23 protein-coding genes are annotated in these 26,591 nt (G+C 63.7%); 9 read left to right on the forward strand and 14 right to left on the reverse strand.

Annotated features, from left to right (window positions below):
* The first annotated feature begins 62 nt into the window (after positions 1 to 62).
* Entirely contained in the window at positions 63 to 1,037 is a 975-nt protein-coding gene (locus tag N7422_RS20380) for a CobW-like GTP-binding protein (RefSeq protein ID WP_279808232.1), read from the forward strand.
* Here N7422_RS20380 and N7422_RS20385 read toward each other — a convergent pair whose 3' ends face one another.
* Positions 1,038 to 1,430 (reverse strand): DUF3301 domain-containing protein, encoded by a 393-nt coding sequence (locus N7422_RS20385; protein ID WP_279808233.1) that lies wholly within the window; start codon positions 1,428 to 1,430, stop codon positions 1,038 to 1,040.
* 120 nt (positions 1,431 to 1,550) lie between these two features.
* On the opposite strand from N7422_RS20385, the gene pdxY reads away from it, so the two are divergent.
* Entirely contained in the window at positions 1,551 to 2,423 is an 873-nt protein-coding gene (gene pdxY, locus N7422_RS20390; protein WP_279808234.1) for a pyridoxal kinase PdxY, read from the forward strand.
* Here pdxY and N7422_RS20395 read toward each other — a convergent pair.
* The gene (locus N7422_RS20395) at positions 2,420 to 2,905 is read right to left on the reverse strand and encodes an acyl-CoA thioesterase (protein ID WP_279808235.1); all 486 of its coding nucleotides are present in this window, start codon (positions 2,903 to 2,905) and stop codon (positions 2,420 to 2,422) included. The genes pdxY and N7422_RS20395 overlap by 4 nt on opposite strands.
* A 324-nt stretch (positions 2,906 to 3,229) precedes the next feature.
* Here N7422_RS20395 and N7422_RS20400 point away from each other — a divergent pair, with 324 nt between their 5' ends.
* Positions 3,230 to 4,990 (forward strand): cation:proton antiporter, encoded by a 1,761-nt coding sequence (locus N7422_RS20400; protein ID WP_279808236.1) that lies wholly within the window; start codon positions 3,230 to 3,232, stop codon positions 4,988 to 4,990.
* Positions 4,991 to 5,128: 138 nt separating this feature from the next.
* Here the strand turns inward: N7422_RS20400 and N7422_RS20405 are convergent, their stop codons facing one another.
* From N7422_RS20405 to uvrD, 3 genes are all read right to left on the reverse strand, one after another.
* Complete coding sequence (locus N7422_RS20405) at positions 5,129 to 5,536, reverse strand: SMI1/KNR4 family protein (protein WP_279808237.1); 408 nt, start codon at positions 5,534 to 5,536, stop codon at positions 5,129 to 5,131.
* A 113-nt stretch (positions 5,537 to 5,649) separates the two neighbouring features.
* Entirely contained in the window at positions 5,650 to 6,498 is an 849-nt protein-coding gene (locus N7422_RS20410) for a TIM44-like domain-containing protein (protein ID WP_279808238.1), read from the reverse strand.
* Positions 6,499 to 6,823: 325 nt separating this feature from the next.
* Positions 6,824 to 9,007, reverse strand: coding sequence for a DNA helicase II (gene uvrD / locus N7422_RS20415; RefSeq protein ID WP_279808239.1), 2,184 nt, complete (start codon positions 9,005 to 9,007; stop codon positions 6,824 to 6,826).
* Between the two features lie 239 nt (positions 9,008 to 9,246).
* Between uvrD and N7422_RS20420 the strand changes: the two genes are divergently transcribed.
* Complete coding sequence (locus N7422_RS20420) at positions 9,247 to 12,123, forward strand: EAL domain-containing protein (RefSeq protein ID WP_279808240.1); 2,877 nt, start codon at positions 9,247 to 9,249, stop codon at positions 12,121 to 12,123.
* Between the two features lie 15 nt (positions 12,124 to 12,138).
* Here the strand turns inward: N7422_RS20420 and N7422_RS20425 are convergent, their stop codons facing one another.
* Together N7422_RS20425 and zwf are read right to left on the reverse strand one after the other, a co-directional pair.
* Positions 12,139 to 12,456: a hypothetical protein gene (locus tag N7422_RS20425; protein WP_279808241.1), complete on the reverse strand. Its 318-nt coding sequence runs from the start codon at positions 12,454 to 12,456 to the stop codon at positions 12,139 to 12,141.
* A gap of 92 nt (positions 12,457 to 12,548) precedes the next feature.
* Positions 12,549 to 13,991, reverse strand: coding sequence for a glucose-6-phosphate dehydrogenase (gene zwf, locus N7422_RS20430; RefSeq protein ID WP_279808243.1), 1,443 nt, complete (start codon positions 13,989 to 13,991; stop codon positions 12,549 to 12,551).
* A 103-nt stretch (positions 13,992 to 14,094) separates the two neighbouring features.
* On the opposite strand from zwf, the gene hexR reads away from it, so the two are divergent.
* Together hexR and N7422_RS20440 are read left to right on the forward strand one after the other, a co-directional pair.
* Entirely contained in the window at positions 14,095 to 14,961 is an 867-nt protein-coding gene (hexR, locus tag N7422_RS20435) for a transcriptional regulator HexR (RefSeq protein WP_279808244.1), read from the forward strand.
* A 125-nt stretch (positions 14,962 to 15,086) separates the two neighbouring features.
* On the forward strand, positions 15,087 to 15,305 hold the full coding sequence (locus N7422_RS20440; RefSeq protein WP_279808245.1) for a hypothetical protein: 219 nt from the start codon (positions 15,087 to 15,089) through the stop codon (positions 15,303 to 15,305).
* On the opposite strand, the gene N7422_RS20445 is transcribed toward N7422_RS20440, so the two are convergent.
* A complete protein-coding gene (locus tag N7422_RS20445; protein ID WP_279808259.1) occupies positions 15,247 to 16,194 on the reverse strand; it encodes a LysR family transcriptional regulator in 948 nt (315 codons plus the stop codon). The two genes, N7422_RS20440 and N7422_RS20445, sit on opposite strands and share 59 nt — an antisense overlap.
* Positions 16,195 to 16,397: 203 nt before the next feature.
* On the opposite strand from N7422_RS20445, the gene N7422_RS20450 reads away from it, so the two are divergent.
* Both N7422_RS20450 and oadA read left to right on the forward strand, forming a co-directional pair.
* Positions 16,398 to 17,813, forward strand: coding sequence for an acetyl-CoA carboxylase biotin carboxylase subunit (locus N7422_RS20450; RefSeq protein ID WP_279808246.1), 1,416 nt, complete (start codon positions 16,398 to 16,400; stop codon positions 17,811 to 17,813).
* 11 nt (positions 17,814 to 17,824) lie between these two features.
* A complete protein-coding gene (gene oadA / locus N7422_RS20455; protein ID WP_279808247.1) occupies positions 17,825 to 19,633 on the forward strand; it encodes a sodium-extruding oxaloacetate decarboxylase subunit alpha in 1,809 nt (602 codons plus the stop codon).
* A 116-nt stretch (positions 19,634 to 19,749) separates the two neighbouring features.
* On the opposite strand, the gene N7422_RS20460 is transcribed toward oadA, so the two are convergent.
* The 3 genes from N7422_RS20460 to N7422_RS20470 are packed head-to-tail and all read right to left on the reverse strand — an operon-like array spanning position 19,750 to position 21,516.
* The gene (locus tag N7422_RS20460; protein ID WP_279808249.1) at positions 19,750 to 20,421 is read right to left on the reverse strand and encodes a GNAT family protein; all 672 of its coding nucleotides are present in this window, start codon (positions 20,419 to 20,421) and stop codon (positions 19,750 to 19,752) included.
* Positions 20,422 to 20,428: 7 nt separating this feature from the next.
* Entirely contained in the window at positions 20,429 to 20,875 is a 447-nt protein-coding gene (locus N7422_RS20465) for a GNAT family N-acetyltransferase (protein WP_279808250.1), read from the reverse strand.
* Between the two features lie 11 nt (positions 20,876 to 20,886).
* Positions 20,887 to 21,516 carry an FMN-binding negative transcriptional regulator gene (locus tag N7422_RS20470; protein ID WP_279808251.1) on the reverse strand — a complete coding sequence of 210 codons (630 nt, stop codon included), beginning with the start codon at positions 21,514 to 21,516 and terminating at the stop codon, positions 20,887 to 20,889.
* 90 nt (positions 21,517 to 21,606) lie between these two features.
* Between N7422_RS20470 and N7422_RS20475 the strand changes: the two genes are divergently transcribed.
* Complete coding sequence (locus tag N7422_RS20475; RefSeq protein ID WP_279808252.1) at positions 21,607 to 23,133, forward strand: PLP-dependent aminotransferase family protein; 1,527 nt, start codon at positions 21,607 to 21,609, stop codon at positions 23,131 to 23,133.
* Between the two features lie 69 nt (positions 23,134 to 23,202).
* On the opposite strand, the gene N7422_RS20480 is transcribed toward N7422_RS20475, so the two are convergent.
* The 3 genes from N7422_RS20480 to N7422_RS20490 all read right to left on the reverse strand — a co-directional run bounded on the left by N7422_RS20480 (position 23,203) and on the right by N7422_RS20490 (position 26,441).
* The gene (locus tag N7422_RS20480; RefSeq protein WP_279808253.1) at positions 23,203 to 24,306 is read right to left on the reverse strand and encodes an extracellular solute-binding protein; all 1,104 of its coding nucleotides are present in this window, start codon (positions 24,304 to 24,306) and stop codon (positions 23,203 to 23,205) included.
* Between the two features lie 2 nt (positions 24,307 to 24,308).
* Positions 24,309 to 25,349, reverse strand: a complete 1,041-nt coding sequence (locus tag N7422_RS20485) for a histone deacetylase family protein (RefSeq protein WP_279808254.1) — start codon at positions 25,347 to 25,349, stop codon at positions 24,309 to 24,311.
* 99 nt (positions 25,350 to 25,448) lie between these two features.
* Positions 25,449 to 26,441, reverse strand: coding sequence for an AraC family transcriptional regulator (locus N7422_RS20490; RefSeq protein WP_279808255.1), 993 nt, complete (start codon positions 26,439 to 26,441; stop codon positions 25,449 to 25,451).
* Positions 26,442 to 26,591 lie beyond the last annotated feature (150 nt).

Here is a 26,591-nt window from a genome sequence, read left to right on the forward strand (position 1 = left end):
ACGGGCTTGCCCCGCGATCGGGCCGGTATAGACTGCCCTGAATCCACCCCGATGCATGAGCCATGTTGCAGAACATCCCCACCCATGTGATCGCCGGCCCGCTGGGGGCCGGCAAGACCAGCCTGATCCGTCATCTGCTCAGCCAGCGCCCGGCTGGTGAACGCTGGGCCGTGCTGATCAACGAGTTCGGCCAGATCGGCATCGATGCCGCCCTGCTCAGTCGTGACGAAGCAGGAATTGCCATCGGCGAAGTGGCTGGGGGCTGCCTGTGTTGTGTCAATGGCGCGCCGTTCCAGGTCGGCCTCGGTCGTCTGCTGCGCAAGGCGCGGCCGGACCGATTGTTCATCGAGCCCTCCGGGCTCGGTCACCCGCTGCAGTTGCTGGAGCAACTGGGCCAGGCGCCATGGGTCGGGGTGCTGGCGGTGCAGCCGTTGCTGATGGTTCTCGATTGCGCAGCGCTGGCATGCGGGGAGCCTTTGCCTCCTGCGCAGCACCAGGCCATGGAACGGGCGGGATTGTTGATCCTGAACAAATCGAGTGCTGTGGATGAAAGAACTCGGCTGTTGATAACTTCATCGCTGGTGGATGTGCCCCTGCTCTGGACAGAGCAGGGGGGCCTGGCACTCGGCGATCTTCCACGGTTGCCCGGCATGGCGCAAAGCGCTGTCGGGGCGTGCGTATCCCCTGTGGACAGCACGCCGACCGCTTTACCTGCGTTGTGGACAGACCCACGTCAGCCGATCTGCCGGTACCAGCAGGGCGACGGCGGGTGGAGCATTGGCTGGCGCTGGCATCCGAGCCTGCGTTTCGACCAGGAATGCTTGCAAGGATTTCTCGGGCGATGGCCGTGGCGCCGGGCCAAGGGCGTTATCCACAGCGGGGACGCGTGGCAGTCCTTCAATGGCCTCGAAGGCGAGGCATTGGAATGGCGCTCCAGCGAATGGCGCAAGGATTCACGTATCGAGCTGATCTTCGATCAGCCGCAGCCGTTGCAGGCCCTGCAGGCGGCCGTCCCATACTGCGTCCTGGGCGACTGATCAATTGCGCCAGCGGTTGTGTTCCTGGCGCCACTGCTGCATCTCGATGACGTTGTCGCTGCGCGGCGGGGTCTTGATCTCGAAGGGGTAGGGGGCCAGTTCGATCTGCATGGTGTGGGCGCCGAACTGGGTGACCGTGCCGGGATGGCGCTGCTCGCCCGTGACGGTGAACTCGAAGTTGTAGATACGCGCCAGGCGTTTCCTGCCGTTGGCGTCGCGCACGAAGGCGATGCGCTTGAGCGCCACGGCATCGTCGAGCAGTTCCAGGTCGAGCTTGGCGCAATGCTGCTTGACCCGGGCCAGGGCCTTTTCGCGCAGCCCGTGGTTGTGCCACAGCCAGGCGCCTGCGGTCGCCACCAGCATCAGGACGAAAAGGTTTTCCAGGGTCAGCATTTACGTAAGCTCCAGACAGGTCGATCCAGCTTAACTGCGTCTCTGGCCTGTCGTACAGATGGCAATCGGGTTCATACTGCGGGCCGCACATTTATTCACACAGTTTCGGAATCGCCCTGCATGAAACGTACGCCGCACTTGCTCGCCATTCAGTCCCATGTGGTCTTCGGACACGCTGGCAACAGCGCTGCGGTGTTTCCCATGCAGCGGGTCGGGGTCAATGTCTGGCCGCTGAACACCGTGCAGTTCTCCAACCACACTCAGTATGGACAGTGGGCCGGGGAAGTGCTTGCCCCAGCGCAAATTCCCGCGTTGGTGGAAGGCATTTCCAATATCGGCGAACTGGGCCACTGCGACGCGGTGCTGTCGGGCTACCTGGGCAGCGCCGAGCAGGGCCGGGCCATCCTTGCCGGTGTCGAGCGCATCAAGGCGGTGAACCCCAAGGCCCTGTACCTGTGCGATCCGGTCATGGGGCATGCCGAGAAAGGCTGCGTCGTGCCGGCGCAGGTCAGTGAGTTCCTGCTCGAAGAGGCCGCCGCCAAGGCCGACATCCTGTGCCCCAACCAACTGGAACTGGACAGCTTCTGTGGCCGTCGCGCGCAATCCCTGGAAGATTGCGTGGGCATGGCTCGTGGGCTGCTGGAGCTTGGCCCCCAGGTGGTGCTGGTCAAGCACCTGAACTATCCCGGGCGAGCCGATGACGCCTTCGAGATGCTGCTGGTGACCCGCGACGGCAGCTGGCATCTGCGCCGGCCGTTGCTGGCCTTCCCACGTCAGCCGGTGGGCGTGGGCGACCTGACTTCAGGGCTGTTCCTCGCCCGCGTGCTGCTGGGCGACAGCTGGCTGCAAGCCTTCGAATTCACCGCCGCCGCCGTGCATGAGGTACTGCTGGAGACCCAGGCCTGCGCCAGCTATGAACTGCAGCTGGTGCGGGCGCAGGATCGCATCGCCCATCCACGGGTACGCTTCGAGGCGCAGCGTCTTTCGATCTAGATCGAGTCGCTCTTGAGGTCCTGGTAGCGCTGCTCCAGCTCCTGGCGGATCTGGCGGCGCTGCTGGCCCTGCAGGAAGCGGCGCTTTTCTTCGCTGGTCTGTGGCTGGCGCGCTGGAACCTTTACCGGGCGGCGGTCATCGTCGACGGCCACCATGGTGAAGAAGCAACTGTTGGAGTGGCGCACCGAACGTTCGCGGATGTTTTCGGTGACCACCTTGATGCCCACCTCCATCGAGGTGTTGCCGGTGTAGTTGACCGAAGCCAGAAAGGTCACCAGCTCGCCTACGTGCACGGGCTCCCGGAAGATCACCTGGTCCACCGACAGGGTGACGACGTAGCTGCCGGCATAGCGGCTGGCGCAGGCGTACGCGACTTCGTCGAGGTACTTGAGCAGGGTGCCGCCATGTACGTTGCCAGAGAAGTTGGCCATGTCCGGTGTCATCAGGACGGTCATGGTCAGCTGGGCGTTTCCAGGTTCCATAGAGAGCTCACGGTGAGTTTGCGCTGAATCGGGGCGGGTATCTGCAGACACTTCTGTTCCCCTCTTTGAGGTTTCCCATCCTGGTACGGGACGTCGGCTGACGCTCCATCGTCACGCCAATCTTGCCATCGGCGGTGCTGGATCTGCCGATCTGTTTCTGCATATTGCATTGGCAATTTGTGGCAAGGGGCGATGTTAACCTGACGGCGCCCATGCAACGTGGGCTTTTCCGTCTATCAGAACAGTATGTGCCTGCTCCGCGCCCAGGGTTTTCCGGCAGAGGAGCGGTTCGCCCCGTGCATCGAGAACAAGGAGTATCACGCCATGCATGCCATCAGCTTCATCCAGGATTTGGCGGTGATCATGCTGGTCGCCGGGGTGGTCACCATCCTCTTTCACCGCTTCAAGCAGCCGGTGGTGCTGGGCTACATCGTCGCCGGCTTCATCATTGGCCCGCACACACCGCCGTTCGGCCTGATCCACGATGAGGACACCATCAAGACCCTGGCCGAGCTGGGGGTGATCTTCCTGATGTTCTGCCTGGGCCTGGAGTTCAGCCTGCGCAAACTGTTCAAGGTGGGCGCCACGGCATTCATCGCAGCCTTCCTGGAAATCGTCCTGATGATCTGGATCGGTTTCGAGATCGGTCGCTGGTTTGGCTGGAACACCATGGACTCGTTGTTCCTCGGCGCGATCCTGGCGATATCGTCGACCACCATCATCGTCAAGGCACTCAACGACCTGAAGATGAAGAACGAGCGCTTCGCGCAACTGATCTTCGGCGTGCTGATCGTCGAGGACATTCTCGGCATCGGCATCATCGCGCTGTTGTCGGGCATCGCCGTCAGTGGCTCGGTGAGCTCCGGCGAGGTGTTCTCCACGGTTGGCAAGCTGTCGCTGTTCATGATCGTCGCGCTGGTCATCGGCATCCTGCTGGTGCCGCGCTTGCTGGCCTACGTGGCCAAGTTCGAAAGTAACGAGATGCTGCTGATCACCGTGCTGGGCCTGTGCTTCGGTTTCTGCCTGCTGGTGGTCAAGCTCGAATACAGCATGGTGCTCGGCGCCTTCCTGATCGGCGCGATCATGGCCGAGTCGCGGCAACTGTTGAAGATCGAGCGCTTGATCGAGCCGGTTCGCGACCTGTTCAGCGCGATATTCTTCGTCGCCATCGGCTTGATGATCGATCCGAAGATCCTCGTCGAGTACGCCTGGCCGATCGTGGTCATCACCCTGGCGGTGGTGCTGGGCAAGATGTTGTCCTGTGGCCTGGGGGCATTCATCGCCGGGAACGACGGGCGCACCTCGCTACGCGTGGGGATGGGGTTGTCGCAGATTGGCGAGTTCTCTTTCATCATCGCCGCCCTGGGGATGACCCTGCAGGTCACCAGTGACTTCCTCTACCCGGTGGCGGTGGCCGTCTCGGCCATCACCACCTTGCTCACGCCGTATCTCATCCGTGCCGCCGACCCGCTGTCGATCAAGTTGGGCAAGGTGGTGCCGAGTCGCCTGGCGCGGGTGTTGTCGCTGTATGGCGAGTGGCTGCGCAGCATTCAGCCCCAGGGCGAAGGGGCCATGCTGGCGGCGATGATCCGGCGCATCCTGCTGCAGGTCGGGGTCAACCTGGCACTGGTGATCGCGATCTTCTTCAGTGGTGGGTATTTCGCCGGGCGTATCGGTGTCTGGCTCAGCGAATGGGTGGGCGATGTCGGCCAGCAGAAGGCGCTGATCTGGGGCGCGGCCTTGTTGCTGTCGCTGCCATTCCTGATCGCGGCCTATCGCAAGCTCAAGGCGCTGTCGATGCTGCTGGCGGAGATGGGGGTCAAACCGGAAATGGCCGGGCGGCATACCCAGCGCGTGCGGCGGGTGATTGCCGAGGTGATCCCGCTACTGTCGTTGCTGGTGATCTTCCTGTTGCTGTCGGCCCTGTCGGCGAGCATCCTGCCGACCAGCGAACTGCTGCTGATCATCGTGGTGGTGGCGGCGGTGGTGGTGGCGCTGCTATGGCGCTGGCTCATCCGCGTGCATACACGCATGCAGGTGGCCTTGCTGGAGACGCTGGAGAACAATCGCGATCACTCGCACTGAGCGGAAAAGCCTTCTGCGCGAGATTTCACCGTTGTCCGAGGGGATGGAGCGGTAGCGATGTCGCCAGGCGCAGAAAGCCTGGCGATTCTACGAGTGATTGGTAGCTATGAGCCATCACTTTGTGAGGGTATTTCTCATTCAGCTTTCCAGCCAGACATCCCGCACCCAGTGCCAGACCGATTCCCAGCTGTCCTCGGTGACGATCTCTTCCTCGCCGGACCAGAGCACGACGGTGCCGTCTTCCTCGACACAGTAATAATCGTCGCCGTCCTGGCAAATCGGGATCAGGTCTCGTGGAACACCGGCGTCCCAGGCGTTGGCCGCCACTTCCGGCAGGTAGGTGTGGGATTGTGGATCGGTGACGGTCACCGGCTCCAGGGTGCCGTACACCACGTCACTGACGGTCAGCAGGTATTCCTTGAACACGAACGGGATATTGATGAACAGTTGTTCCTCGATCTCGACCAGCTGATCCTCATCCGGCAGGTCCAGCGGCACCGGTACCGGCTCATTGGCTTCACGGAGTTGTTCGATCACTTCTTCCACGGTTCACATCCTCTGACCTTATGACAACGCTGCGCGTTATACCCTAGTAGCCCACTCTGGCAAAAGCAAAAACCCCGGGACAGGCCCAGGGTTTTTTGTGCAACGTGCGACGGTTAACCGTTTTGACGGATACCGGCAACCAGCCAAGGCTGGTTCTCGCCATGGGCGCGAACCATGTGCCAGCTTTCGCTGAAGGCTTCGCCCTGGTCGAAGCGCGAGGTCTTCGACATGCCACGGAAGGTCAGGGTGGCGTCGGTCTGGTCAGTGCGGTCGTCGACACCGTCCAGTTGCACATCGAGGTCATCGATGTAGGTCGACTGGAAGCCTTCACCCAGCTCGGCACGTTCACGCTTGAGGAACTCGAGCATCTGCGGGGTGACGAACTCGGCGATCTTGTCCATCTCGTTGGCGTCCCAGTGCTGCTGCAGCGACTGGAAGTGCGAACGGGCGGCGGCCAGGAAGCTGGCTTCGTTGAACCAGGCCGGGGCGTTGATCACAGGCGAGGCGACCGGTGCGGCAGAACCGCCGAAGATCGACTGCGGAGCAGCCTGCGGCTGGGCTTCGCGCTGGTACGGGGCGTGGCCGGCGGCAGCGTGTTGTGGCTGCTGCTGGCGGCGGCGCGCGGCGATGAAGCGGAAGACCAGGAAGGCGATCAGGCCCATGATCAGGAAGTCGAGGATCTGCATGCCCTGGAAGCCGTCACCCATGAACATGGAGGCCAGCAGGCCACCGGCGGCGAGGCCGGCCAATGGACCCAGCCAGCGCGAAGCACCGCTGGCGGCGGCAGGCGCACGGCCTGGAGCGGTCGGCGCGGCGGCAGGCGTGGTCGGGGTTGCCTGGCGGGTCTGGTGGATTGGCGCGGAGCCCGAGCTCTTGCCGCCACCGAAGCGCTTGGCGTTGGCGTCGAGGCTCAGCGTCAGGCCGACGCAGAGCGCCAGAGCGATGCTAAGAAAACGTTGCATAAGTTGGGGGTTCCCGTTTGTGTGGATTGCACGCGCGTCATGTTGCACATGAACTGTCAGACATAGCCAGCGACAAGATGTTTCGAGCTTTTGCCTGACTGACCGGATTTACCCGTTCACCTGTAGGCGATTGCCCAGCCCTTTGGGCTGCGCTGTCGCACAGGTAACTATCCCCCTGTGGGAGCGGCCTTGCCGAGGCGTCGGACCGGTCGGAAAGGGCTGCGCAGCAGCCCCAGCAGTTTCAATGGTGGCTCGGAATCTGGGGCCGCTGCGCGCCCCTTTCGCGACGCAAGGCCGCTCCTACAGACCGTGCCGTTCAGCCCGGTCAGATAGCTTCGAGCTTGGCGTAACCCAACATCAGCCACTTGCTGCCTTCGGAGAAGTTCACCTGCACCCGCGCCTGGGCGCCGGAGCCCTCGAAGTTGAGGATCACGCCTTCGCCGAACACCGCATGCTGCACCCGCTGGCCAAGACTGAAGGCGGTCTGCGGGATGCTGGCGTTGGCGAACAGGCTGCTGGCCGGCGCCTTGGCGCCGCCGAACGGGCGGCTGACGGTGTTCGACAGGCGCACTTCCTGCACCAGTCCGGCCGGAATCTCCCGCACGAAACGCGACACCTTGTTGTAGGTTTCGCTGCCGTACAGGCGGCGGGTTTCGGCGTAGGTCATGACCAGCTGGCGCATGGCGCGGGTGATGCCCACATAGGCCAGGCGGCGCTCCTCTTCAAGGCGCCCGGGCTCCTCCAGGCTCATCTTGTGCGGGAACAGGCCTTCTTCCATGCCCACCAGGAACACATAGGGGAACTCCAGGCCCTTGGCGCTGTGCAAGGTCATCAGCTGGATGCTGTCCTCGTGCTCGTCGGCCTGGGTATCGCCGGCCTCCAGCGAGGCGTGGCCGAGGAAGGCCGACAACGGCGACAGATCGGCATCCTCGTCGCTGGTCTCGAAGTTGCGTGCCGCGCTGACCAGTTCCTCGAGGTTTTCCACCCGGGCCTGGCCTTTCTCGCCCTTTTCTTCCTGGTGATAGATGATCAGCCCGGACTGTTCGATGACCGTCTGGGTCATCAGGTGCAGGGGCATGTCCAGCACCTTGGCGGCCAGGTTCTCGATCAACTCGATGAACGCGCCCAGCGCGCTGGCGGCGCGACCCTTGAGGGCCTTGGCGGCCAGCAGTTGGCACATGGCTTCCCACATCGACAGCTGGCTGTGACGGGCGTGCTCGCGGATGGCCTCGACGGTCTTCTCGCCAATGCCCCGTGGCGGCACGTTGATCACCCGCTCCAGGGCCGCGTCGTTGCCACGGCCTTCGAGTAGGCGCAGGTAAGCCATGGCGTTCTTGATCTCGGCGCGCTCGAAGAAGCGCTGGCCACCGTAGATGCGGTAGGGGACGCGTTCGCGCAGCAGGGCCTCTTCCAGCACCCGCGACTGGGCGTTGGAGCGGTACAGGATCGCGATCTCGTTACGTGCGCTGCCCTGTTTGACGATGCTTTCGATGGTCTCGACCACGTAGCGTGCTTCGTCGTGCTCGTTGTATGCGGCGTAGAGCGTGAGCGGCTCGCCTTCGCCCATGTCGGTCCACAGTTCCTTGCCCAGGCGCCCGCTGTTGTTGGCGATCAGGGCGTTGGCGGCCTTGAGGATACCGCCGGTGGAGCGGTAGTTCTGCTCCAGGCGGATCAGCTCGGCATCCGGGAAGTCGGCGGTGTACTGATGGATGTTCTCGATCTTGGCGCCGCGCCAGCCGTAGATCGACTGGTCGTCGTCGCCTACCGCCATCAGGCTGTCGCCTCCGCTAGCCAGCAGGCGCAGCCACGCGTACTGCACGGCGTTGGTGTCCTGGAACTCGTCCACCAGGATATGACGGAAGCGCCGTTGATAGTGCTTGAGCAGGTCTGGATGGTCGCGCCACAGGTCCAGGGCGCGCAGCAGCAGCTCGGAGAAGTCGATGACCCCGGCGCGGTCGCAGGCCTGTTCGTAGGCTACATAGATGTCGCGCATGGTGGCCAGGAACAGGTCGCCGCTGGCCTGGATGTGCCGCGGTCGCAGGCCTTCGTCCTTCTGGCCGTTGATGAACCACTGGACCTGGCGCGCGGGCCACTTCTGCTCGTCCAGGCCCATCTCGCGGATCACCCGCTTGATCAGGCGCTGCTGGTCGTCGCTGTCGAGGATCTGGAAGTTCTGCGCCAGCCCCGCTTCCTGCCAGTGGGCGCGCAACAGGCGGTGGGCCAGGCCGTGGAAGGTGCCGACCCACATGCCGGCCGGGTTGATGCCCAGCAGTTGCTCGATACGCTGGCGCATTTCCGCCGCGGCCTTGTTGGTGAACGTCACCGACAGGATCGAATGCGCCGAGGCCTGTTCGACCTGGATCAGCCAGGCGATACGGTGCACCAGCACACGGGTCTTGCCCGAGCCGGCGCCGGCCAGCACCAGTTGGCGCCCCACGGAGGCCGCTACGGCCTGGCGCTGGGCGTCGTTGAGGGAGTTCAGCAGGAGGGAGAGGTCGTCATTGTGCATCCGGGCATTCTATGGGTGTGCGGGGGCAGGGGCAAACGCACGCGATGCAAATCGCCGAAGAGGCCTGCGACCATTCGTCGGTGAGATTACACAGGCAGCGTGGTTGAGCGGTCGCACTGCGACGGACGGGACATTTTCGAATTCATGACCTGGAGCAGTTTGGTCCGGCGCGACGCTTGTGTATGCTCGCTGCACATTTGCGGTCAGCCATAACAAGAACTCGACAAGAATCCAGCCATATGACCCAGGATTGCACGGCGATCGACACATCGCCGCAGACGTCACGGAGCGTTCGCAGGCAATTCGCCATGCAGCTTTCGATCGAACGTACTCGTCTGCTGTACCAGGGCTCCCTGCTGCCCACTCTGTTCATGTTGCTCAACGGCCTGCTTTGCGCCTGGTTGCTGTGGAGCCCTGCACGCTACCTGCTGGTTGGCGTATGGATGGCCTGGCTGCTGGCGCTGGTCGCCCTGCGGGTGATCCAGGTGGCGGCTTTCGAGGCGGCTGCGCCGGCCCGGCAGGCCAGGCCGGCCTGGCGGCGCATGTTCCTGCTGGGCTCGGCATTCAGCGGCTTCACGCTGGCCAGTGCGGCGATCGCGCTGACACCGGTAGACAACTTCGTGCAACAGGCGTGGGTCTTCGGCCTGCTCGGCGCGGCGGCACTGTCGGCCAGCGTGGCCTATGCAGTCAGCCTGACGGCGTTTCTCAGTTTCGCCGTGCCCTGTCTGCTGCCACCGATCGCTTTCCTGTTCTTCTACGATGCCGGGCAGCAGCGCGGGTGGGGCTGGCTGGGCCTGATCCTCCTGGGGGCGTTGATGGTGGTTGCCTGGCAGGTCAACCGCCTGATAGAGCGTGGGCTGCTGCGGCGCTTCCAGAACCAGGCACTGATCGAGCACCTGCAGAGTGCCCAGCATCATGCCGAAGACCTCAACCACCAGCTCAGTGCCGAGGTGCGTCAGCGCCGCCGGGCCGAGGATGAACTGCGCCAGGCCCATGCAGGCCTCGAGCAGCGCGTGGCCCAGCGCAGCCACGAACTGGATCTGGCGAACCAGGCCTTGAGCAAGAGCGAGCAGCGCCTGGCCTTGGCCCTCGAAGCCAGCGAGCTGGGATTGTGGGACTGGAATCTGCACGACGACGAGGTCCACCACACCCAGCTGCATGCACTGTTCGGCATTGATGCCGAGCAGGTCCGTTCCGTACGGTCCGATCTCAAGCCACTGTTGCACCCCGAGGACCTGTCGTTGGTGCGGCGTACGCTGGTCGAGCACCTGAAAGGCCGGACCGAGGACTATCGGGTCGAATACCGGGTACGCCATGCCCAGGGCCACTGGTGCTGGATCGAGGATCGTGGCCGGGCGGTGGAGACCGATGCCGCTGGCAAGGTCGTGCGCATGCTCGGTACCCGACGGGACATCACTGCGCAAAAGGAGCAGGAAGAACAGCAGCGTCTGGCTGCCACGGTGTTCGAGGCCGCCAGCGAAGGTATCGCCATCCTCGATGCTGGTTTCCAGCTGCTGGCGGTCAATCAGGCCTTCTGTGATGTCACAGGACATGGCCGTGCCGAGCTGATCGCCCGCAATGTCCTTGAGCTGCCCTGCAGTCGTGACGTACGACGCCACAGCCATGCCATCGATCAGGCGCTGGAGCAGCAGGGCCGCTGGCAGGGCGAGCTGGTGGAGGCGCGCAAGAACGGCGAGCTCTATCCCCAATGGCTGCAGCTCAACAGCGTGAGCGATGCGCAAGGCAGGATCGTCAATATCGTCGGTTTCTTCACCGACCTGTCGGCTCGCCGCGAGTCGGAGGAGCGTCTGCGCTACCTGGCCCACTACGACGACCTTACCGGGCTGGCCAACCGTGCCCTGTTCCGCCTGCGCTTGCACGAGGCGGCGCAGCGTGTGCGCCTGAACGGGCGCAACCTGGCGTTGCTGCATGTGGACCTGGATCGCTTCAAGCAGCTCAACGAGAGCCTCGGCCATGAGCTGGCCGACCAGTTGCTCAAGAAGATGGCCCAGCGCCTGGCCAATGCGGTGCCAGAGGCCGACACCGTGGCGCGTCTGTCGGGTGACGAGTTCGCCGTGCTGTTCGATGGCTACACCAACCTGTCGAGCCTGGTGCGGGTGTCCACGCGCCTGCTGGACAAGCTGCGGGTGCCCCAGCGGGTGGGCGGGCATGAGGTGGTGATCAGCGCTTCGGTGGGGATCAGCGTGCTGTCGGACGCCACCCTCGATGTGAATGCGCTGGTCAGCCAGGCCGACATGGCCAAGCAGCACGCCAAGCACCTGGGCGGTGACAATTTCCAGTTCTACACCGAAAGCCTGCGTGCCGGCACCCTGGAGCGCCTGCAGCTGGAAAACCAGCTGCGCAAGGCCATCGACGAGCGCCAGCTGCTGGTCTATTACCAGCCCAAGCTGTGTTTGCGCACAGGTCAGCTGCATGCGGCCGAGGCACTGGTGCGCTGGCAGCATCCTGAATGGGGCATGGTGCCGCCAGGCGAGTTCATCGGCCTGGCGGAGGAGACCGGGCTGATCGCGCCGATGGGCGAGTTCGTCCTGCGCCAGGCATGCTGGCAGGCGTGCGAGTGGCTTCGGCAGGGGGTGCAGATTCGCGTATCGGTCAACCTGTCGGTATATCAGTTGCGCCAGGGCAAGCTGGTCAGCCTGGTTCGCCAGGTATTGCAGGAGTCGGGGCTTGCGCCTCACCTGCTGGAGCTGGAACTGACCGAGAGTCAGTTGCTGGACAGCGTCGAGCACATCATCGCCACGTTCCAGCAGTTGCACGCGCTAGGGGTGAAACTGGCCATCGACGACTTCGGCACCGGTTACTCGTCCCTGAGTTATCTCAAGCGCTTTCCGGTCGATTACGTGAAGATCGACCAGACCTTCATCCGCGGTCTGCTCGAAGGCAGCCAGGACGCCGCCATCACCCGGGCGATCATCGCCATGGCCAAGAGCTTGCAGCTCAAAGTGGTGGCCGAAGGGGTGGAAACCCTGGAGCAACTGGCATTCCTGCGTGAGCATGGCTGCGACGAAGTCCAGGGCTATCTGATCAGCCGGCCGGTGGACGCGGTGGCGTTCCAGGCCTTGCTGGAACGGCCCATGAGGCACCTGATGGGCTGAGCATGGGCCGCATGATCAGTGGGTTTCGACGATGTTGGTGATGCTGGCGATCAGTTCGTCGTTGTAGAAGATGTCCACTTTCGGGATGTTGCTGTGATCGCCGGGCATTTCGAAGGTCACGGGTTTGCGGTCGAGAGCTTGCAGGTAGTTACCTGGCAGTTGCTGCGATTCGAGATCCAGCGCCAGGGCGAAGGACTTGTCCTGAATGGCGCGTGGCTTGAGGGTTACCTGGAAGCCTGGGTGCGGGACGGTCACGGTGCCGTAGACGCGGAAGCCCATGTCTCCTGGCATCTTGTCGTTTTGTGCAACCCAGCCTTTGGTTTCGATGATCATTCCTTGGATCCTTCAATCAGGGGCGATGCGAAGTGCATCGCCGTGGATCCAATATTCGACCGCTCACCCTTTGCCTGGCAGCGGGAAGCCTTTCAGCTGTGCCAGTGCCTGCCTTGGTGCGCCAACAGGCTGTTGGCCTGCTCCGGGCCATTGCTGCCGGCCGGATAGGGGCGCGGGGCCTGGAAGTGCTCTTCCCAGCCTTGCAGGATCGGGTCGATCCAGGCCCATGCGGCCTCGACCTCGTCGCGGCGCATGAACAGCGTCGAGTCGCCTTCCAGCACGTCCAGCAGCAGGCGTTCGTAAGCCTCCCAGCGACGGGTCTGAGCGAACGCCTTGGCCAGGTTCAGGTCCAGTTCGACCGGCGCCAGACGCATGCCCTTGCCTGGGCTCTTGGTCATCATGCGCAGGCTGATGTGCTCATCCGGCTGCAGCTGGATGAGCAACTGGTTGACCTGGCCGCCGTTGAACAGCTCGTGGGGCACGGGCTTGAACTGAATGACGATCTGCGAGGAACGTCGCGCCATGCGCTTGCCGGTGCGCAAATAGAACGGCACCCCGGCCCAGCGCCAGTTGTCGATCTGGGCCTGGACGGCGACGAAGGTCTCGGTGTCGCTGTCGTTGTCCACGTCCTTCTCGAAGTAGTAGGCCGGTACTTCCTGGCCACCGATCTTGCCGGCACCGTACTGGCCGCGCACGGTCTTGTCCTGCACGTCCTGGCCGGTGATGGGCTTGAGCGCGCGCAGGATCTTCACCTTTTCATCGCGTACCGCTTCGGCCTCGAACTGCGCCGGGGGCTCCATGGCCACCAGACAGAGCAGTTGCAGCAGGTGGTTCTGCAGCATGTCGCGGGTGGCGCCGGCGCGGTCGTAGTAGGCGCCGCGGTTTTCCACACCGAGGGTTTCGCAGACGCTGATCTGCACATGGTCGACCTGGCCGTTGCGCCACACCGGTTCCAGCAGGGCGTTGGCGAAACGCAGGGCCATGAGGTTCTGCACGGTCTCCTTGCCCAGGTAGTGGTCGATGCGAAATACCTGGGATTCGTCGAACACCGCGCCGATCGCTTCGTTGATCGCGGTGGCCGATTCCAGCGAGTGGCCGATGGGTTTTTCCAGGACGATGCGTGCCTCGCTGTCGGCCAGGCCGGCGATGCGCAGGTGGTTGGCGATGGGCACGAACAGCTTGGGCGCGGTGGCCAGGTAGTAGATGCGGGTCAGTCCGCCGGGCTCGCCCAGGTAGCGGGCCAGACGGCCGAAGTCGGCGCTCTGCGCGGCATCCATGGGGAAATAGTCCAGCCGGGCGGAAAAACGCTGCCACACGTCTTCGTCGAAGTCCTGGCGGGCGACCTGTGCCCGGCAATGGCGTTCGGCAAGCTTGAGGTAGTCGTTGCGCGGCAGGTTGCGCCGGGCCAGGGCGATGATCCGCACGGCGTTGTGCAGGCGGTCCTCGCGATACAGGTGGTAGAGCGCCGGCAGCAGCTTGTGCAGGGCCAGGTCGCCGGTGCCGCCGAAAACCAGGATGTCGCAAGGAATCGTCAAACCACCGCTCTCCACGTTCGTTTAGCTGGGCGGGTTGGCAAGCATGTAGTATAACTACAAGAAAGCTACATCCCGGCACGCCGATCATAACCGAGTCCAGCCCGTGAATCTGTTGCAACATATCGACCAATCGCGCCACCTGCTGCGCAAATCGGAACTGAAAGTGGCTGACCATGTGCTGCTCGATCCGGCTGCCGTCATGCACAGCTCGATGGCCGATCTGGCGCACAGCGTGGGGATCAGCGAACCGACCATCGTGCGCTTCTGCCGGGCGATCGGTTGCTCGGGCTTCCAGGATCTCAAGCTCAAGTTGGCGCAAAGCCTGGCCGCCGGCGCCAGCTTTGGCCAGTTCGCGATCCATGAAGACGACTCGGTCGCCGACTACAGCCTGAAGATCTTCGACACCACCCTGCATACCCTGATGGAAGTGCGTGAGCACCTCGACCCTCAGGCTCTGCAGCAGGCGGTGACCGCCATGGCCCAGGCCCAGCGGGTGGAGTTCTATGGTTTCGGTGCCTCCGGTGCGGTGGCCGCGGATGCGCAACACAAGTTCTTCCGCCTGCTGCTCAGCGCCGCGGCGTATTCCGATCCGCACATGCAGGCGATGTCGGCGGTCACCCTGAAGCCAGGAGATGTAGCGGTTTGCATCTCGCAGTCGGGGCGCTCGAAGGATCTGCTGATCACCGCCAACCTGGTGCGTGAAAGCGGTGCCAACCTGATCACCCTGTGCCCGAGCCAGACGCCGCTGGCCGAGTTGTCGACGGTCAACCTGGCCATCGACGTGCACGAAGACACTGAAATCTACACGCCGCTGACCTCGCGTATCGCCCACCTGGTGGTGATCGATGTGCTGGCCATGGGCGTGGCCATGGCCCGTGGGCCGAGCCTGGTCAACCACCTCAAGAGCGTGAAGCGCAGCTTGCGCAGCCTGCGTTTGTCGCCGAAGTCGATCAAGGCCACCGAAGACTGAGATCGGTTGCCCGCGAACAGGCTCACAGGCAGCGAAAATTCACGATTCTGTCACCATTCCAGCGCCAAACCGTAAAGCGCCAAGGCCAGTCTGAAACTCCCCGCATCCTATCTGGGAGACAGGCAATGGCACGTGATCACGACGGTTCGTTCCAACCTAACGCCAAGGCTCGCAAGCAGCAGGAAAAGGACCAGCGCCGGATGGAATTCCGTCGCGCCATCGAAAGCTACTGCGACCAGCGCCAGCTGCTGCGCGATATCGCCGACTACCCCGACCTGCAAGACATCACGGTGTGGCAGGTATCGGCGGCAACTTCCCCGAGAAACGTTCCACAAGCGCGCTGATCTGCGCACGTTCGGCGCGGATGAATGCATGGAAAGCCAAGGCCACTGGTGATTGCCGCTTGGCCTTGGATTGCACCAGGCACCAGCTTCGGTACAGCGGCAGTTCCTCCACCGGCAGTTCCCTGAGCACCCCGGTGGCCAGCTCCAGGTTCACTGCGTGGCGGGTCAGCAGCGCGATGCCAAGTCCGGCGACCACGCACTCACGTTGCGAGTCGGTGGAAGCGACCTCCAGCGTCTGGGTGAAGTGCACGCGCTTGTCCTTGAAGTATTCCTCGCAGGCCTTGCGTGTCCCCGACCCTTGTTCACGGATCAACAGTGTATGAGGCTCAAGATCCTGCAGGCGCAGGCTGTCTGGCTTGCACAACGGATGGTCCGGCGGTGCCACGGCAACGATCGGGTTGTTGAGGAACGGCAGGAACTCCAGGCCCATGTCCTGGGGCACCATGGACATGATGGTCAAGTCGTCGCGGTTATCGGACAGGCGCCGGATCGCCTGGGCCCGGTTGACCACCGTCAGCGTGAGGTTGACCTCCGGGTGGCGCTGCTTGAAGGCGGCGAACAGGTGTGGCACGAAGTACTTGGCGCTGGATTCGATCGCCAGTTTCAACTGCCCCTGCAATGAGCCCTGCATGTCCGACAATTGCATGTCGAGGTTCTCCAGGCGCCCGAAGATATCCCGGCTGGCGCGTTGCAGCGCTTCGGCCGCCTCGGTCAGGTAAAGCTTCTTGCCGACGTACTCGAACAGCGGCTGGCCGACCAGCTCCTCGAGCTGGCGGATCTGTAGACTAACGGCGGGTTGCGTCAGTGCCATCTCCTCGGCGGCCCGGCTGTAGGAGCGCAGATCACACACCTCATTGAAGACCTGCAGTTGACGCAAAGTCATACGCATCAATGACTTACGCATTTTTCCCGAACTCCGGCAAAACCTTGTTACCTCACTATAAGCTTTTGCTAATACTGCCTCTAACAAATATTGATTTTTGTTTATCGACCTTCAGCGCTAGGGTGAATATGCGACTGGCCAGCGACGTCTGGTCACGCGCCGACCGGTAGAACCGGATCGTCTGTTCCTACGGCTTTGGGAAGACTCCAGTGATAAAAAAAATCCTGATCGCCAACCGGGGTGAAATCGCAGTTCGGATCGTGCGTGCCTGCGCCGAAATGGGCATTCGCTCGGTGGCGATCTATTCCGACGCCGACCGTCACGCCTTGCACGTCAAGCGCGCCGACGAGGCGTACAGCATCGGTGCCGAACCGCTGGCCGGGTACCTGAACCCGCGCAAGCTGGTCAACCTCGCTGTGGAGACCGGCTGTGACGCTCTGCATCCGGGCTATGGTTTCCTGTCGGAAAACGCCGAACTGGCGGAGATCTGCGCCGAACGCGGGATCAAGTTCATCGGCCCCGCCGCCGATGTGATTCGCCGCATGGGCGACAAGACCGAAGCGCGCCGTACCATGATCGCAGCCGGTGTGCCGGTCACCCCCGGCACCGAAGGCAATGTCGCCGATATCCACGAAGCCCTGCGCGAAGGCGACCGTATCGGTTACCCGGTGATGCTCAAGGCCACTTCGGGTGGCGGTGGGCGCGGCATCCGCCGCTGCAACAGCCGTGAGGAACTGGAACAGAATTTCCCCCGGGTGATTTCCGAGGCCACCAAGGCCTTCGGCTCCGCGGAAGTGTTCCTGGAGAAGTGCATCGTCAATCCCAAGCACATCGAGGCGCAGATCCTCGGTGACAGCTTCGGCAACGTGGTGCACCTGTTCGAGCGCGACTGCTCGATCCAGCGCCGCAACCAGAAACTCATCGAGATTGCCCCGAGCCCGCAACTGACGCCTGAGCAGCGCGCCTACATTGGCGACCTGGCGGTGCGCGCGGCGAAGGCGGTGAACTACGAGAACGCCGGTACCGTGGAGTTCCTGCTCGCCGATGGCGAGGTGTACTTCATGGAGATGAACACCCGGGTGCAGGTCGAGCACACCATCACCGAGGAAATCACCGGCATCGACATCGTCCGCGAGCAGATCCGCATCGCGTCCGGCCTGCCGCTGTCGATCAAGCAGGAAGACATCCAGCACCGCGGCTACGCCTTGCAGTTCCGCATCAATGCCGAGGATCCGAAGAACAACTTCCTGCCAAGCTTCGGCAAGATCACTCGCTACTACGCTCCGGGCGGCCCGGGCGTGCGTACCGACACGGCGATCTACACCGGCTACACCATTCCGCCGTACTACGACTCCATGTGCCTGAAACTGGTGGTCTGGGCGCTGACCTGGGAGGAGGCCATGGACCGCGGCCTGCGGGCCCTGGACGACATGCGCGTGCAAGGGGTGAAGACCACCGCCGCGTACTACCAGGAAATCCTGCGCAACCCGGAATTCCGTAGCGGCCAGTTCAACACCAGCTTCGTCGAAAGCCACCCTGAACTGACCAACTACTCGATCAAGCGCAAACCCGAAGAGCTGGCCCTGGCCATCGCCGCCGCCATCGCCGCCCACGCAGGCCTGTGAGGAACCGAACAATGTCCAAGAAAATCTTTGTCACCGACACGATCCTGCGCGACGCCCACCAGTCCCTGCTGGCCACCCGCATGCGCACCGAAGACATGCTGCCGATCTGCGACAAGCTCGACAAGGTCGGCTACTGGTCGCTGGAAGTCTGGGGTGGCGCCACCTTCGACGCCTGCGTGCGCTTCCTTAAGGAAGACCCGTGGGAGCGCCTGCGCAAACTGCGCAACGCGTTGCCCAATACCCGCCTGCAGATGCTCCTGCGCGGCCAGAACCTGCTGGGCTATCGCCACTACAGCGACGATGTGGTCAAGGCCTTCGTCGCCAAGGCCGCGGTCAACGGCATCGATGTGTTCCGCATCTTCGACGCCATGAACGACGTGCGTAACCTGCGTGTGGCCATCGAAGCGGTGAAGGCCGCCGGCAAGCACGCCCAGGGCACCATCGCCTACACCACCAGCCCGGTACATACCATCGACGCCTTCGTGCAGCAGGCCAAGCAGATGGAAGCCATGGGCTGCGACTCGGTGGCGATCAAGGACATGGCTGGCCTGCTGACCCCGTTCGCCACCGGCGAGCTGGTCAAGGCGCTGAAGGCCGAGCAATCGCTGCCGGTATTCGTCCACTCCCACGACACCGCGGGCCTGGCCGCCATGTGCCAGCTCAAGGCGGTGGAAAACGGCGCCGATCACATCGACACCGCGATCTCCAGCTTCGCCTGGGGCACCAGCCATCCGGGCACCGAGTCGATGGTCGCCGCGCTCAAGGGCAGCGAGTTCGACACCGGCCTTGACCTGGAACTGCTGCAGGAGATCGGCCTGTACTTCTACGCCGTGCGCAAGAAGTACCACCAGTTCGAGAGCGAGTTCACCGCCGTGGACACCCGCGTGCAGGTCAACCAGGTTCCGGGTGGGATGATTTCCAACCTGGCCAACCAGCTCAAGGAGCAGGGCGCGCTCAACCGCATGAACGAAGTGCTGGCGGAAATCCCGCGGGTTCGTGAAGACCTCGGCTTCCCGCCGCTGGTCACCCCGACCTCGCAGATCGTCGGCACCCAGGCGTTCTTCAACGTGCTGGCCGGCGAGCGCTACAAGACCATCACCAACGAGGTGAAGCTGTACCTGCAAGGCGGCTATGGCAAGGCCCCGGGCGTGGTCAACGAGCAACTGCGCCGCCAGGCCATCGGCAGCGAGGAAGTGATCGACGTGCGTCCGGCCGACCTGCTCAAGCCGGAAATGGCCAAGCTGCGCGCCGAGATCGGCAGCCTCGCGCATTCCGAGGAAGACGTGCTGACTTTCGCCATGTTCCCGGACATCGGTCGCAAGTTCCTCGAGGAGCGCGAAGCCGGCACCCTCAAGCCCGAAGCCCTGCTGCCGATTCCGGAAGCCGGCGCGGTGGGCTCGGTCAGTGGTGAAGGTGTGCCGACCGAGTTCGTCATCGACGTGCACGGCGAGACCTACCGCGTCGACATCACCGGCGTGGGCGTCAAGGCCGAGGGCAAGCGTCACTTCTACCTGTCCATCGATGGCATGCCGGAAGAAGTGGTGTTCGAGCCGCTCAACGACTTCGTCGGCGGTGGCGGCAGCAAGCGCAAGCAGGCCAGCGAGCCGGGCCATGTCAGCACCAGCATGCCGGGCAACATCGTCGATGTGCTGGTCAAGGAGGGCGATGTGGTCAAGGCCGGCCAGGCGGTGTTGATCACCGAGGCGATGAAGATGGAGACCGAAGTCCAGGCGGCCATCGCCGGCAAGGTCGTGGCCATTCACGTGGCCAAGGGTGACCGGGTGACCCCGGGCGAGATCCTGATCGAGATCGAAGGCTGACAGAAGCCTTCATCTGCAAGCGGTTAACCTCTGGGGAGCGAATGCTCCCCTTTTTTTGCCTGGCTTCAGGGCCATATCGCGGGTCATCGTGGGAGCGGGCTTGCCCCGCGATGAGGTCAGCGCAGGCGACAGGCCTCCAACGTCCTCACCTGACCTTCGGGCTGCTGGTTCTCCGCGCTCAACCACCGCTCGAACCCCGACGCCACCGCCGGCCACTCGACATCGATGATCGAGTACCACGCCGTATCCCGGTTGCGATCCTTGACCACCATGTGATTGCGGAACACCCCTTCGAAGAGAAAGCCGAACCGCTCGGCGGCGCGCTTGGAGCGGGCATTGGCGTTGTTGCACTTCCACTCCAGGCGGCGGTTGCCCAGCTCGAAGCCCAGCTTGCTCAGCAGGTAGACCGCCTCGGTGCCCTTCGGCGTGCGCTGCATGGCGGCGCCGAAGGCGATATGGCCGATCTCGAAACGGCCCTGTTCGGGGACGATCGACATGTAGCTGAGGATGCCCTGGACCTGGCCGTTGGCGCGGTCGATGACGCTGTAGAACAGCGGATCGCGGCTGGCGGCGTTGCCTTCCAGCCAGCGGTCGAAATCGGTGCGTTCGCTGAACGGGCCGTAGGGCAGGTAGTCCCAAAGCACTGGGTCCGAGCCCGGCCCCTGCAGCACTTGCCAAAGATCGTTGCCATGGCGTGCTGGGTCGAGCTTCTCCAGGCGAATGAAGCGACCTTCGATGGGTTCGGCCTTGGGGGTCGCAGCGGGTTTCCAGTTCAATGCGTCGTTCATGTTCGGCCTACAGTGCTTTGCGAAATTGGATGAAGCCCGGCCGTTCGGCTACCTGCTCGTACAGGCTGATGGCAGTGGCGTTGGTCTCGTGGGTCAGCCAGTGGACCTTGATGCAGCCGGCGACCTTGGCCGTGGCATACACGTGCTCGATCAACTGGCGGCCGATGCCCAGGCCGCGCACCTCGCTGTCCACATAGAGATCCTGCAGGTAGCAGGAATTCTCGATGCTCCAGTTGGAGCGATGGTAGATGTAATTGACCATGCCCACGGCCTTGCCATCGACCCAGGCCAGCGCCGAGTGGGTGGGTTCGTTCGGGTCCAGCAGGCGCTGCCAGGTGCTGAGGCTGACTTCGCCCGCCAGTTCGGTCTGGTAGAAGCGCAGGTAGGCTTGCCACAAAGACAGCCATGCGGCGTGATCGCTGGCGCCCACCGGGCGCAGGGTGACGTGGGTCATGGGGTTTTCCTTCAGAGCTGACGCATGTGCGCCGCGAGTTGGTTGTCCTGATGGTCGGCGCTGGTGGTCAGGCCGTCGCGTACACCGGCCACGTCCTCGGCCGAGCGATTCTGGCTGAGCTTGCGCGCGCCTTGCAGGCGAGTGATGGGCAGGCGGATGCCGACGATGGCACGGAGCATGCCGTCCAGGTAGTCGCCGGGGGCATCGGTCACTTGCCAGGGCTCGGCGCGGCCCTGCTCGTGGCGATCGGTCAGGCGGCTGACGATGTCCAGCAAGGGCTCTGGTTCATGGATCACTTCGACCGGGCCGTAGGCATGTACGGCGGTGTAGTTCCAGGTGGGTACCACCTTGGGATTGGTGAGCTTGCTCGGGTAGAAGGACGGACTGACATAGGCGTCGGCACCGGGGAACACCAGCAGGGCGTCAGCACCTTGCTGCAGGTCCTGCCACTGGCGGTTGGCCCGGGCCAGGTGGCCATAGACGGTGCCGAACTCGCCTTCATCGGTTGCCACCAGCACCGGCAGATGGGTGGCCAGCAGGCCCTGTGCACCATGGCTGACCAGCATGGCCAGGCGGGTATGCAACATGTGCTGGTGCAAGCGGCCGACGTCGTGTTCCTGGTGAGGTTTGCTGTTGTACATGCCGGGATTCCTTGTGGTCTGGCTTCATCCTAGGCAGGCTATTGGTCCTGTGTAAGAGCCATTCAAACCTGTTTTCATAGGTCCAATACCATGAGCGAGCCTGGCCATGCGTTGCCTTTCGATCCCACGGGTATCGTCCTTGATCGCCGCCGCGGGCTCAGTCAGCAGCTGTACCAGGCCTTGCGCGCGCGGGTACTGGATGGGCGGCTGGGCAGTGGCACTCGGTTGCCGGCCACCCGTGACCTGGCGGCGATGCTGGCGTTGTCGCGCAACAGTGTGGTGCGGGCCTACGACCAGCTTTACTCGGAAGGATTCATCGAGAGCCGGGTGGGGGATGGCACTTACGTCAGCCAGCTCCCTAAACTATCCACACAACTGTCCACAGGGTTATCCCTGGGGTTATCAACAGGGTTATCCACATTTTGCCAGTCTGGTACTGAGGATTTATCCAGTTTAGGCGCGTCCAGCGAGCCTTTGCAGCGTCTGAAAAATCATCATCTGCCACCGCCCAGAAGCGGCTCACCGAGAGCATTTCGTGTTGGCGTACCGGCATTCGACCTGTTCCCGTTCGCGGTCTGGGCCAAGCTGCAAGCGGGTTTCTGGCGAAATCCGGATCCGGCCCAGCTTGGCTATGGCGATCCGGCGGGGGAGCTGCAACTGCGTGAGTTGATCGCGACGTACCTGCGTCGCTCGCGAGGGCTCACCTGCATGGCTGAACAAATTGTGATCACCAGTGGCGCGCAGGAGGCGATCAGCCTTTGTGCACAGTTGCTGTTGCAGCCTGGAGATGGCGTGGCTGTGGAAAACCCTGGGTATCGGGCAGCCGGGCATGCCTTTGCCGTCGCTGGAGCGCAGCTGCGGGGTGTGCCGGTGGATGAGGAAGGCCTCGATTGCGCAAGGCTGGCAGAGATCGCCGGGTGCCGGCTGGCCTATGTGACGCCCGCCCACCAGTACCCCACGGGTGTCACCATGAGCCTGGCTCGACGCCTGTCGCTGCTGGCCTGGGCCGAGCGGCACGATGGCTGGATCGTCGAGGACGACTATGACGGCGAGTACCGCTACAGCGGTGCGCCGCTGGCGCCGTTGGCCGCGTTGGACAGGCAGGGGCGGGTGCTGTACGTCGGCACGTTCGGCAAGATCGCCTTCCCTGCGCTGCGCCTGGGCTATCTGGTGCTGCCCCGCCGGTTGGTGCAGGCGTTCAGCCAGGGCAGGGCGCTGGCGGTGCGGCATTCGGAAGTCGGTACCCAGTGCGTCATGGCGCAGTTCATGGCTCAGGGGCACTTCCAGCGGCATATCCGCCGCATGCGCCGGGCGGCACTGGCACGGCGCAATGTGCTCAAGGCTGGCTGGCCTGCGGATGTGCCGGGCTTGGGCGCGATGCCCGACGTGGCGGCGGGGCTGCATGTGAAGGTGGATGTGGATAACTTTGCGCGGGAGCAAGAGCTGGTGGCGCGGGCGGAAGCGGTGGGGGTGGAGGTCAATCCGCTGAGTGCGTATTGGCTGGAGGAAAGCGATGAGCCTGTGGATAACCGGGCGGGCCTGGTGCTGGGGTTTGCGGCGGTGCCGGAAGCCCAGATAGCAGGTGCGCTGATGCGCCTGCGCAAGGCCTGGAGGTAGTCATCGCGGGGCAGTTGCCCCAACCCCAAGCCTTGCGCTGCGTGGGAGCGGGCATGCCCCGCGATGAGGTCAGGTCCCCGACTTGATCCTGGTCCAGGCCCGGGTCCGTGCGCGCTCGGCATCTCGTGGCAGCGGCTTCAAGGTATACAGCTTGGCCATCGCCTCCGCCGTCGGGTACAGGTTTGGGTTGTTGCGAATCGCCGGGCTGACCTTGTCGGTCGCATCCTTGTTCGGGTTCGGGTAGCCGACGAAATCGCTGATCGGCGCGATCACCTCGGGCCGCAGCAGGTAATTGATGAAGGCGTGGGCATCCCCCGGGTTGGCGGCATTCTTCGGGATCGCCAGCATGTCGAACCAGATCGGCGCCCCTTCCTTCGGCAGGCGCATGTCCACCACCACGCCGTTCTTCGCCTCCCGCGCGCGGTTGGCGGCCTGGGAGAAACTGCCCGAATAGCCCACCGCCACGCAGATGTCGCCGTTGGCGATGTCGGCCATGTACTTGGACGAATGGAAGTAGGTGACGTGCGGACGGATCTTCAGCAGCAGGTCCTGGGCCTTCTGGTAGTCCGCCGGCTTGCCGCTGTTGGGGTCCAGGCCCAGGTACGACAGGGCCAGTGGCAGGATCTCCGACGGCGAATCGAGCAGCGCCACACCGCATTGCTTGAGCTTGGCGATGTTCTCTTCCTTGAAGATCAGGTCCCAGCTGTCCACCGGCGCATTGTCGCCGAGAGCGGCCTTGACCTTGGCCGGGTTGAAGCCGATCAACACGGTGCCGTACATGTAGGGCACGGCGAACTTGTTACCGGGGTCATTGGCCTCGATCAGCTTCATCAGCGCCGGGTCCAGATGCGGCCAGTTGGGCAGCTTGGCGCGATCGAGCGGTTGGAACACGCCGGCCTCGATCTGCTTGGCGAGGAACACGTTGGACGGCACCACCACGTCATAGCCGGAGTTGCCGGTGAGCAGCTTGGCTTCCAGTGCCTCGTTGGTGTCGAAGATGTCGTAGACCAGCTTCACGCCGCTGTCTTTCTGGAAGTCGGTGAGGGTCTGCGGGGTGATGTAGTCGAACCAGTTGTACACCCGCAGGGTGCGCTGTTCGGCGTGGGCCTGCAGCGTGCCGGCGCAGAGGCTGGCGGCGATGAGGGGGGCGAGCAGACGCTTGAGTCGGGCCATGATCAGGCTCCTGGCTGGGCGCGCTGGAAGCCTTCCAGCACATTGACCGCGTTGATGCCGATTTCCTCCACAGCGTAGCCGCCTTCCATCACGAACAGGGTCGGCTTGCCGAGCTGGGCGATGCGCTTGCCCATTTCCAGGTAGTCCGGGCTGTCCAGCTTGAACTGGGAGATCGGATCGTCCTTGAAGGTGTCCACGCCGAGGGAGATCACCAGCACGTCGGCGTCGTAGTCGGCGATGCGCACGCAGGCGGCCTCCAGCGCGGCGCTCCAGGCCTGCCAGTCGCTGCCGGCCGGCAGCGGATAGTTGACGTTGCAGCCCTCGCCCGCGCCTTCCCCGACTTCGTCGGCATACCCCAGGAAGAACGGGAATTCGTCCTGCGGGTCGCCGTGGATCGAAGCGAAGAACACGTCGTCACGGGTGTAGAAGATGTCCTGGGTGCCGTTGCCGTGGTGGTAGTCGACATCGAGGATGGCCACCTTGCGCCGGCCCTGGTCGAGGAACGCCTGGGCGGCGATGGCGGCGTTGTTCAGGTAGCAGTAGCCGCCCATCACTTCGCCGGCGGCGTGGTGCCCTGGTGGGCGGCACAGGGCGAACGCCGAATGGGCGCCTCGCTGGATCGCGGCCTGTGCGGTGAGTGCCACTTGCGCTGCGCTGTAGGCGGCCTGCCAGGTGCCGGCGGTGATCGGCGCGCCGGCGTCGAAGCTGTAGTAGCCAAGCTCGCCGTGCAGGCCGGTGGGCTTGACCTGACGCAGGGTGCGCGCCGGCCAGGTGAAGGGCAGCAGGTCGCCGTCCTGGCCCAGCGCGGCCCAGCGGGCCCAGGCGCCTTCGAAGAAGGTCAGGTAGGCATCGCTGTGGATGCGCTGCAGCGGTGCGCGACCGAAGTCGGTGGGGCCTTGCACCGGGCCGAGGTTGCGTTTCTTCACCTGTTCGAGGACATGATCGGCGCGGGAGGGCATTTCGAAGCACGGCATCAGCTGACCGTCGATCAGCTCGCAGCGGCCGTGGTGCAGGCGGTGGTCATCGGAATAGATCGTCAGCACTTTTGTTCTCCGGGTTATCACTGGCGTTGGGCCATTCTGGTGGGCGGCCAATCAAGGGAGAACGACGCAAACGGCCAAAAGGGGATCGATGTGGCCAAGTCATCCTCTGAAATGGCTCGGCGCAACGCCACTCCAGCGCTGAAACGCATGCCTGAAACTGGCCGTCTCACTGAACCCCAACGTCTCGGCGATGCGATAGATCGGCATCTGGTCCTCGGCCAGCAGTTGCTTGGCCCGCTCGAAGCGCAGCTCATCCAGCAGCTGTTGATAACTGCTGCCCAGCGCCTGCAGGTGGCGGCGCAAGGTGCGTGACGAGCAGTTCATCTGCCGGGCCAGCCCCTCCAGCCCCGGCGCGGCATCCAGCTGCTGCATCAGCAATTGGCGAATCCGTCCCAGCCAGGCCTGGCGCCCGGTGAACTCCAGGTTCAGGCGGCGGCAGCGTTCACTCATCGCCTTGTGGGTGACCGGGTCGGCCAAGGGCAGCGGCATGTCCAGACAGCGCCGCTCGAAGGCGAAGGCATTGTCACTGGCCTCGAAGCCGAGCGGGCACTGGAATGCACCGTCGTAGAGCGCGTGATAGCCGGGACGAGGATGCTCGAAGCGTGCCGCCAGCAGTGGCAGCGGGCGGCCGAGCAGGTCGTCGCAGATCACTTTCAGCGACACCAGGCAGAACTCGGCGTTGAACGCGGCCAGGCCTGGCGCGTCGTAATGATCGCTGGCGCTGAGCCAGACGCGCTGGCCGTCGTCCACCAGGCGCAGCTGGAAGACTGTTCCCAGCAGTGCCGGATAGCTCAATGCCAGGCGCAGGGCGTCACCCAAAGTGGCACTGGAGAGCAGGGCGTAACCGAGCATGCCGTAGCACGACACGTGCATGCGTCGGCCCAGCTCCAGGCCGATGTCCTCGCGTCGGGCCACGGCGTTGGCGCACACCTGCAGCTCTTGCTGGGTGGTGATGCGCGCATCGGCATGGCCCAGGTCCGCCGGGCCTATGCCGCTGCCGGCGAGCATCTGTTGTGCGTCGATGCCGGCTTCCTGGAACACCTGGAGGATCAGCGAAACCGCGTTGAGGGTGGTGAGGTGGCTGTGCAGCATGCTCGGCATCCCGTTGGGCTGAGGGGCATTATGGAGCAAGTTGTGTGCCGTTCGAGGTTGGGTGGGAGCAGCTGTCTTGCATGATGACTGGAATTGACGCGTTGTCCTGTGGGAGCGGCCTTGTGTCGCGAAAGGGCTGCAAAGCAGTCC

It is taken from the genome of Pseudomonas sp. GD04091 (assembly GCF_029836165.1).
Classification (GTDB): domain Bacteria; phylum Pseudomonadota; class Gammaproteobacteria; order Pseudomonadales; family Pseudomonadaceae; genus Aquipseudomonas.

Excerpts from the sequence above, each read along its gene's own strand:
- N7422_RS20380 (WP_279808232.1), top strand. The coding sequence starts at position 63 with ATGTTGCAGAACATCCCCACCCATGTGATCGCCGGCCCGCTGGGGGCC.
- N7422_RS20385 (WP_279808233.1), bottom strand. The coding sequence starts at position 1,430 with ATGCTGACCCTGGAAAACCTTTTCGTCCTGATGCTGGTGGCGACCGCA.
- pdxY (WP_279808234.1), top strand. The coding sequence starts at position 1,551 with ATGAAACGTACGCCGCACTTGCTCGCCATTCAGTCCCATGTGGTCTTC.
- N7422_RS20395 (WP_279808235.1), bottom strand. The coding sequence starts at position 2,905 with ATGGAACCTGGAAACGCCCAGCTGACCATGACCGTCCTGATGACACCG.
- N7422_RS20400 (WP_279808236.1), top strand. The coding sequence starts at position 3,230 with ATGCATGCCATCAGCTTCATCCAGGATTTGGCGGTGATCATGCTGGTC.
- N7422_RS20410 (WP_279808238.1), bottom strand. The coding sequence starts at position 6,498 with ATGCAACGTTTTCTTAGCATCGCTCTGGCGCTCTGCGTCGGCCTGACG.
- uvrD (WP_279808239.1), bottom strand. The coding sequence starts at position 9,007 with ATGCACAATGACGACCTCTCCCTCCTGCTGAACTCCCTCAACGACGCC.
- N7422_RS20420 (WP_279808240.1), top strand. The coding sequence starts at position 9,247 with ATGACCCAGGATTGCACGGCGATCGACACATCGCCGCAGACGTCACGG.
- N7422_RS20425 (WP_279808241.1), bottom strand. The coding sequence starts at position 12,456 with ATGATCATCGAAACCAAAGGCTGGGTTGCACAAAACGACAAGATGCCA.
- N7422_RS20440 (WP_279808245.1), top strand. The coding sequence starts at position 15,087 with ATGGCACGTGATCACGACGGTTCGTTCCAACCTAACGCCAAGGCTCGC.
- N7422_RS20445 (WP_279808259.1), bottom strand. The coding sequence starts at position 16,194 with ATGCGTATGACTTTGCGTCAACTGCAGGTCTTCAATGAGGTGTGTGAT.
- oadA (WP_279808247.1), top strand. The coding sequence starts at position 17,825 with ATGTCCAAGAAAATCTTTGTCACCGACACGATCCTGCGCGACGCCCAC.
- N7422_RS20460 (WP_279808249.1), bottom strand. The coding sequence starts at position 20,421 with ATGAACGACGCATTGAACTGGAAACCCGCTGCGACCCCCAAGGCCGAA.
- N7422_RS20465 (WP_279808250.1), bottom strand. The coding sequence starts at position 20,875 with ATGACCCACGTCACCCTGCGCCCGGTGGGCGCCAGCGATCACGCCGCA.
- N7422_RS20470 (WP_279808251.1), bottom strand. The coding sequence starts at position 21,516 with ATGTACAACAGCAAACCTCACCAGGAACACGACGTCGGCCGCTTGCAC.
- N7422_RS20475 (WP_279808252.1), top strand. The coding sequence starts at position 21,607 with ATGAGCGAGCCTGGCCATGCGTTGCCTTTCGATCCCACGGGTATCGTC.
- N7422_RS20480 (WP_279808253.1), bottom strand. The coding sequence starts at position 24,306 with ATGGCCCGACTCAAGCGTCTGCTCGCCCCCCTCATCGCCGCCAGCCTC.
- N7422_RS20490 (WP_279808255.1), bottom strand. The coding sequence starts at position 26,441 with ATGCTGCACAGCCACCTCACCACCCTCAACGCGGTTTCGCTGATCCTC.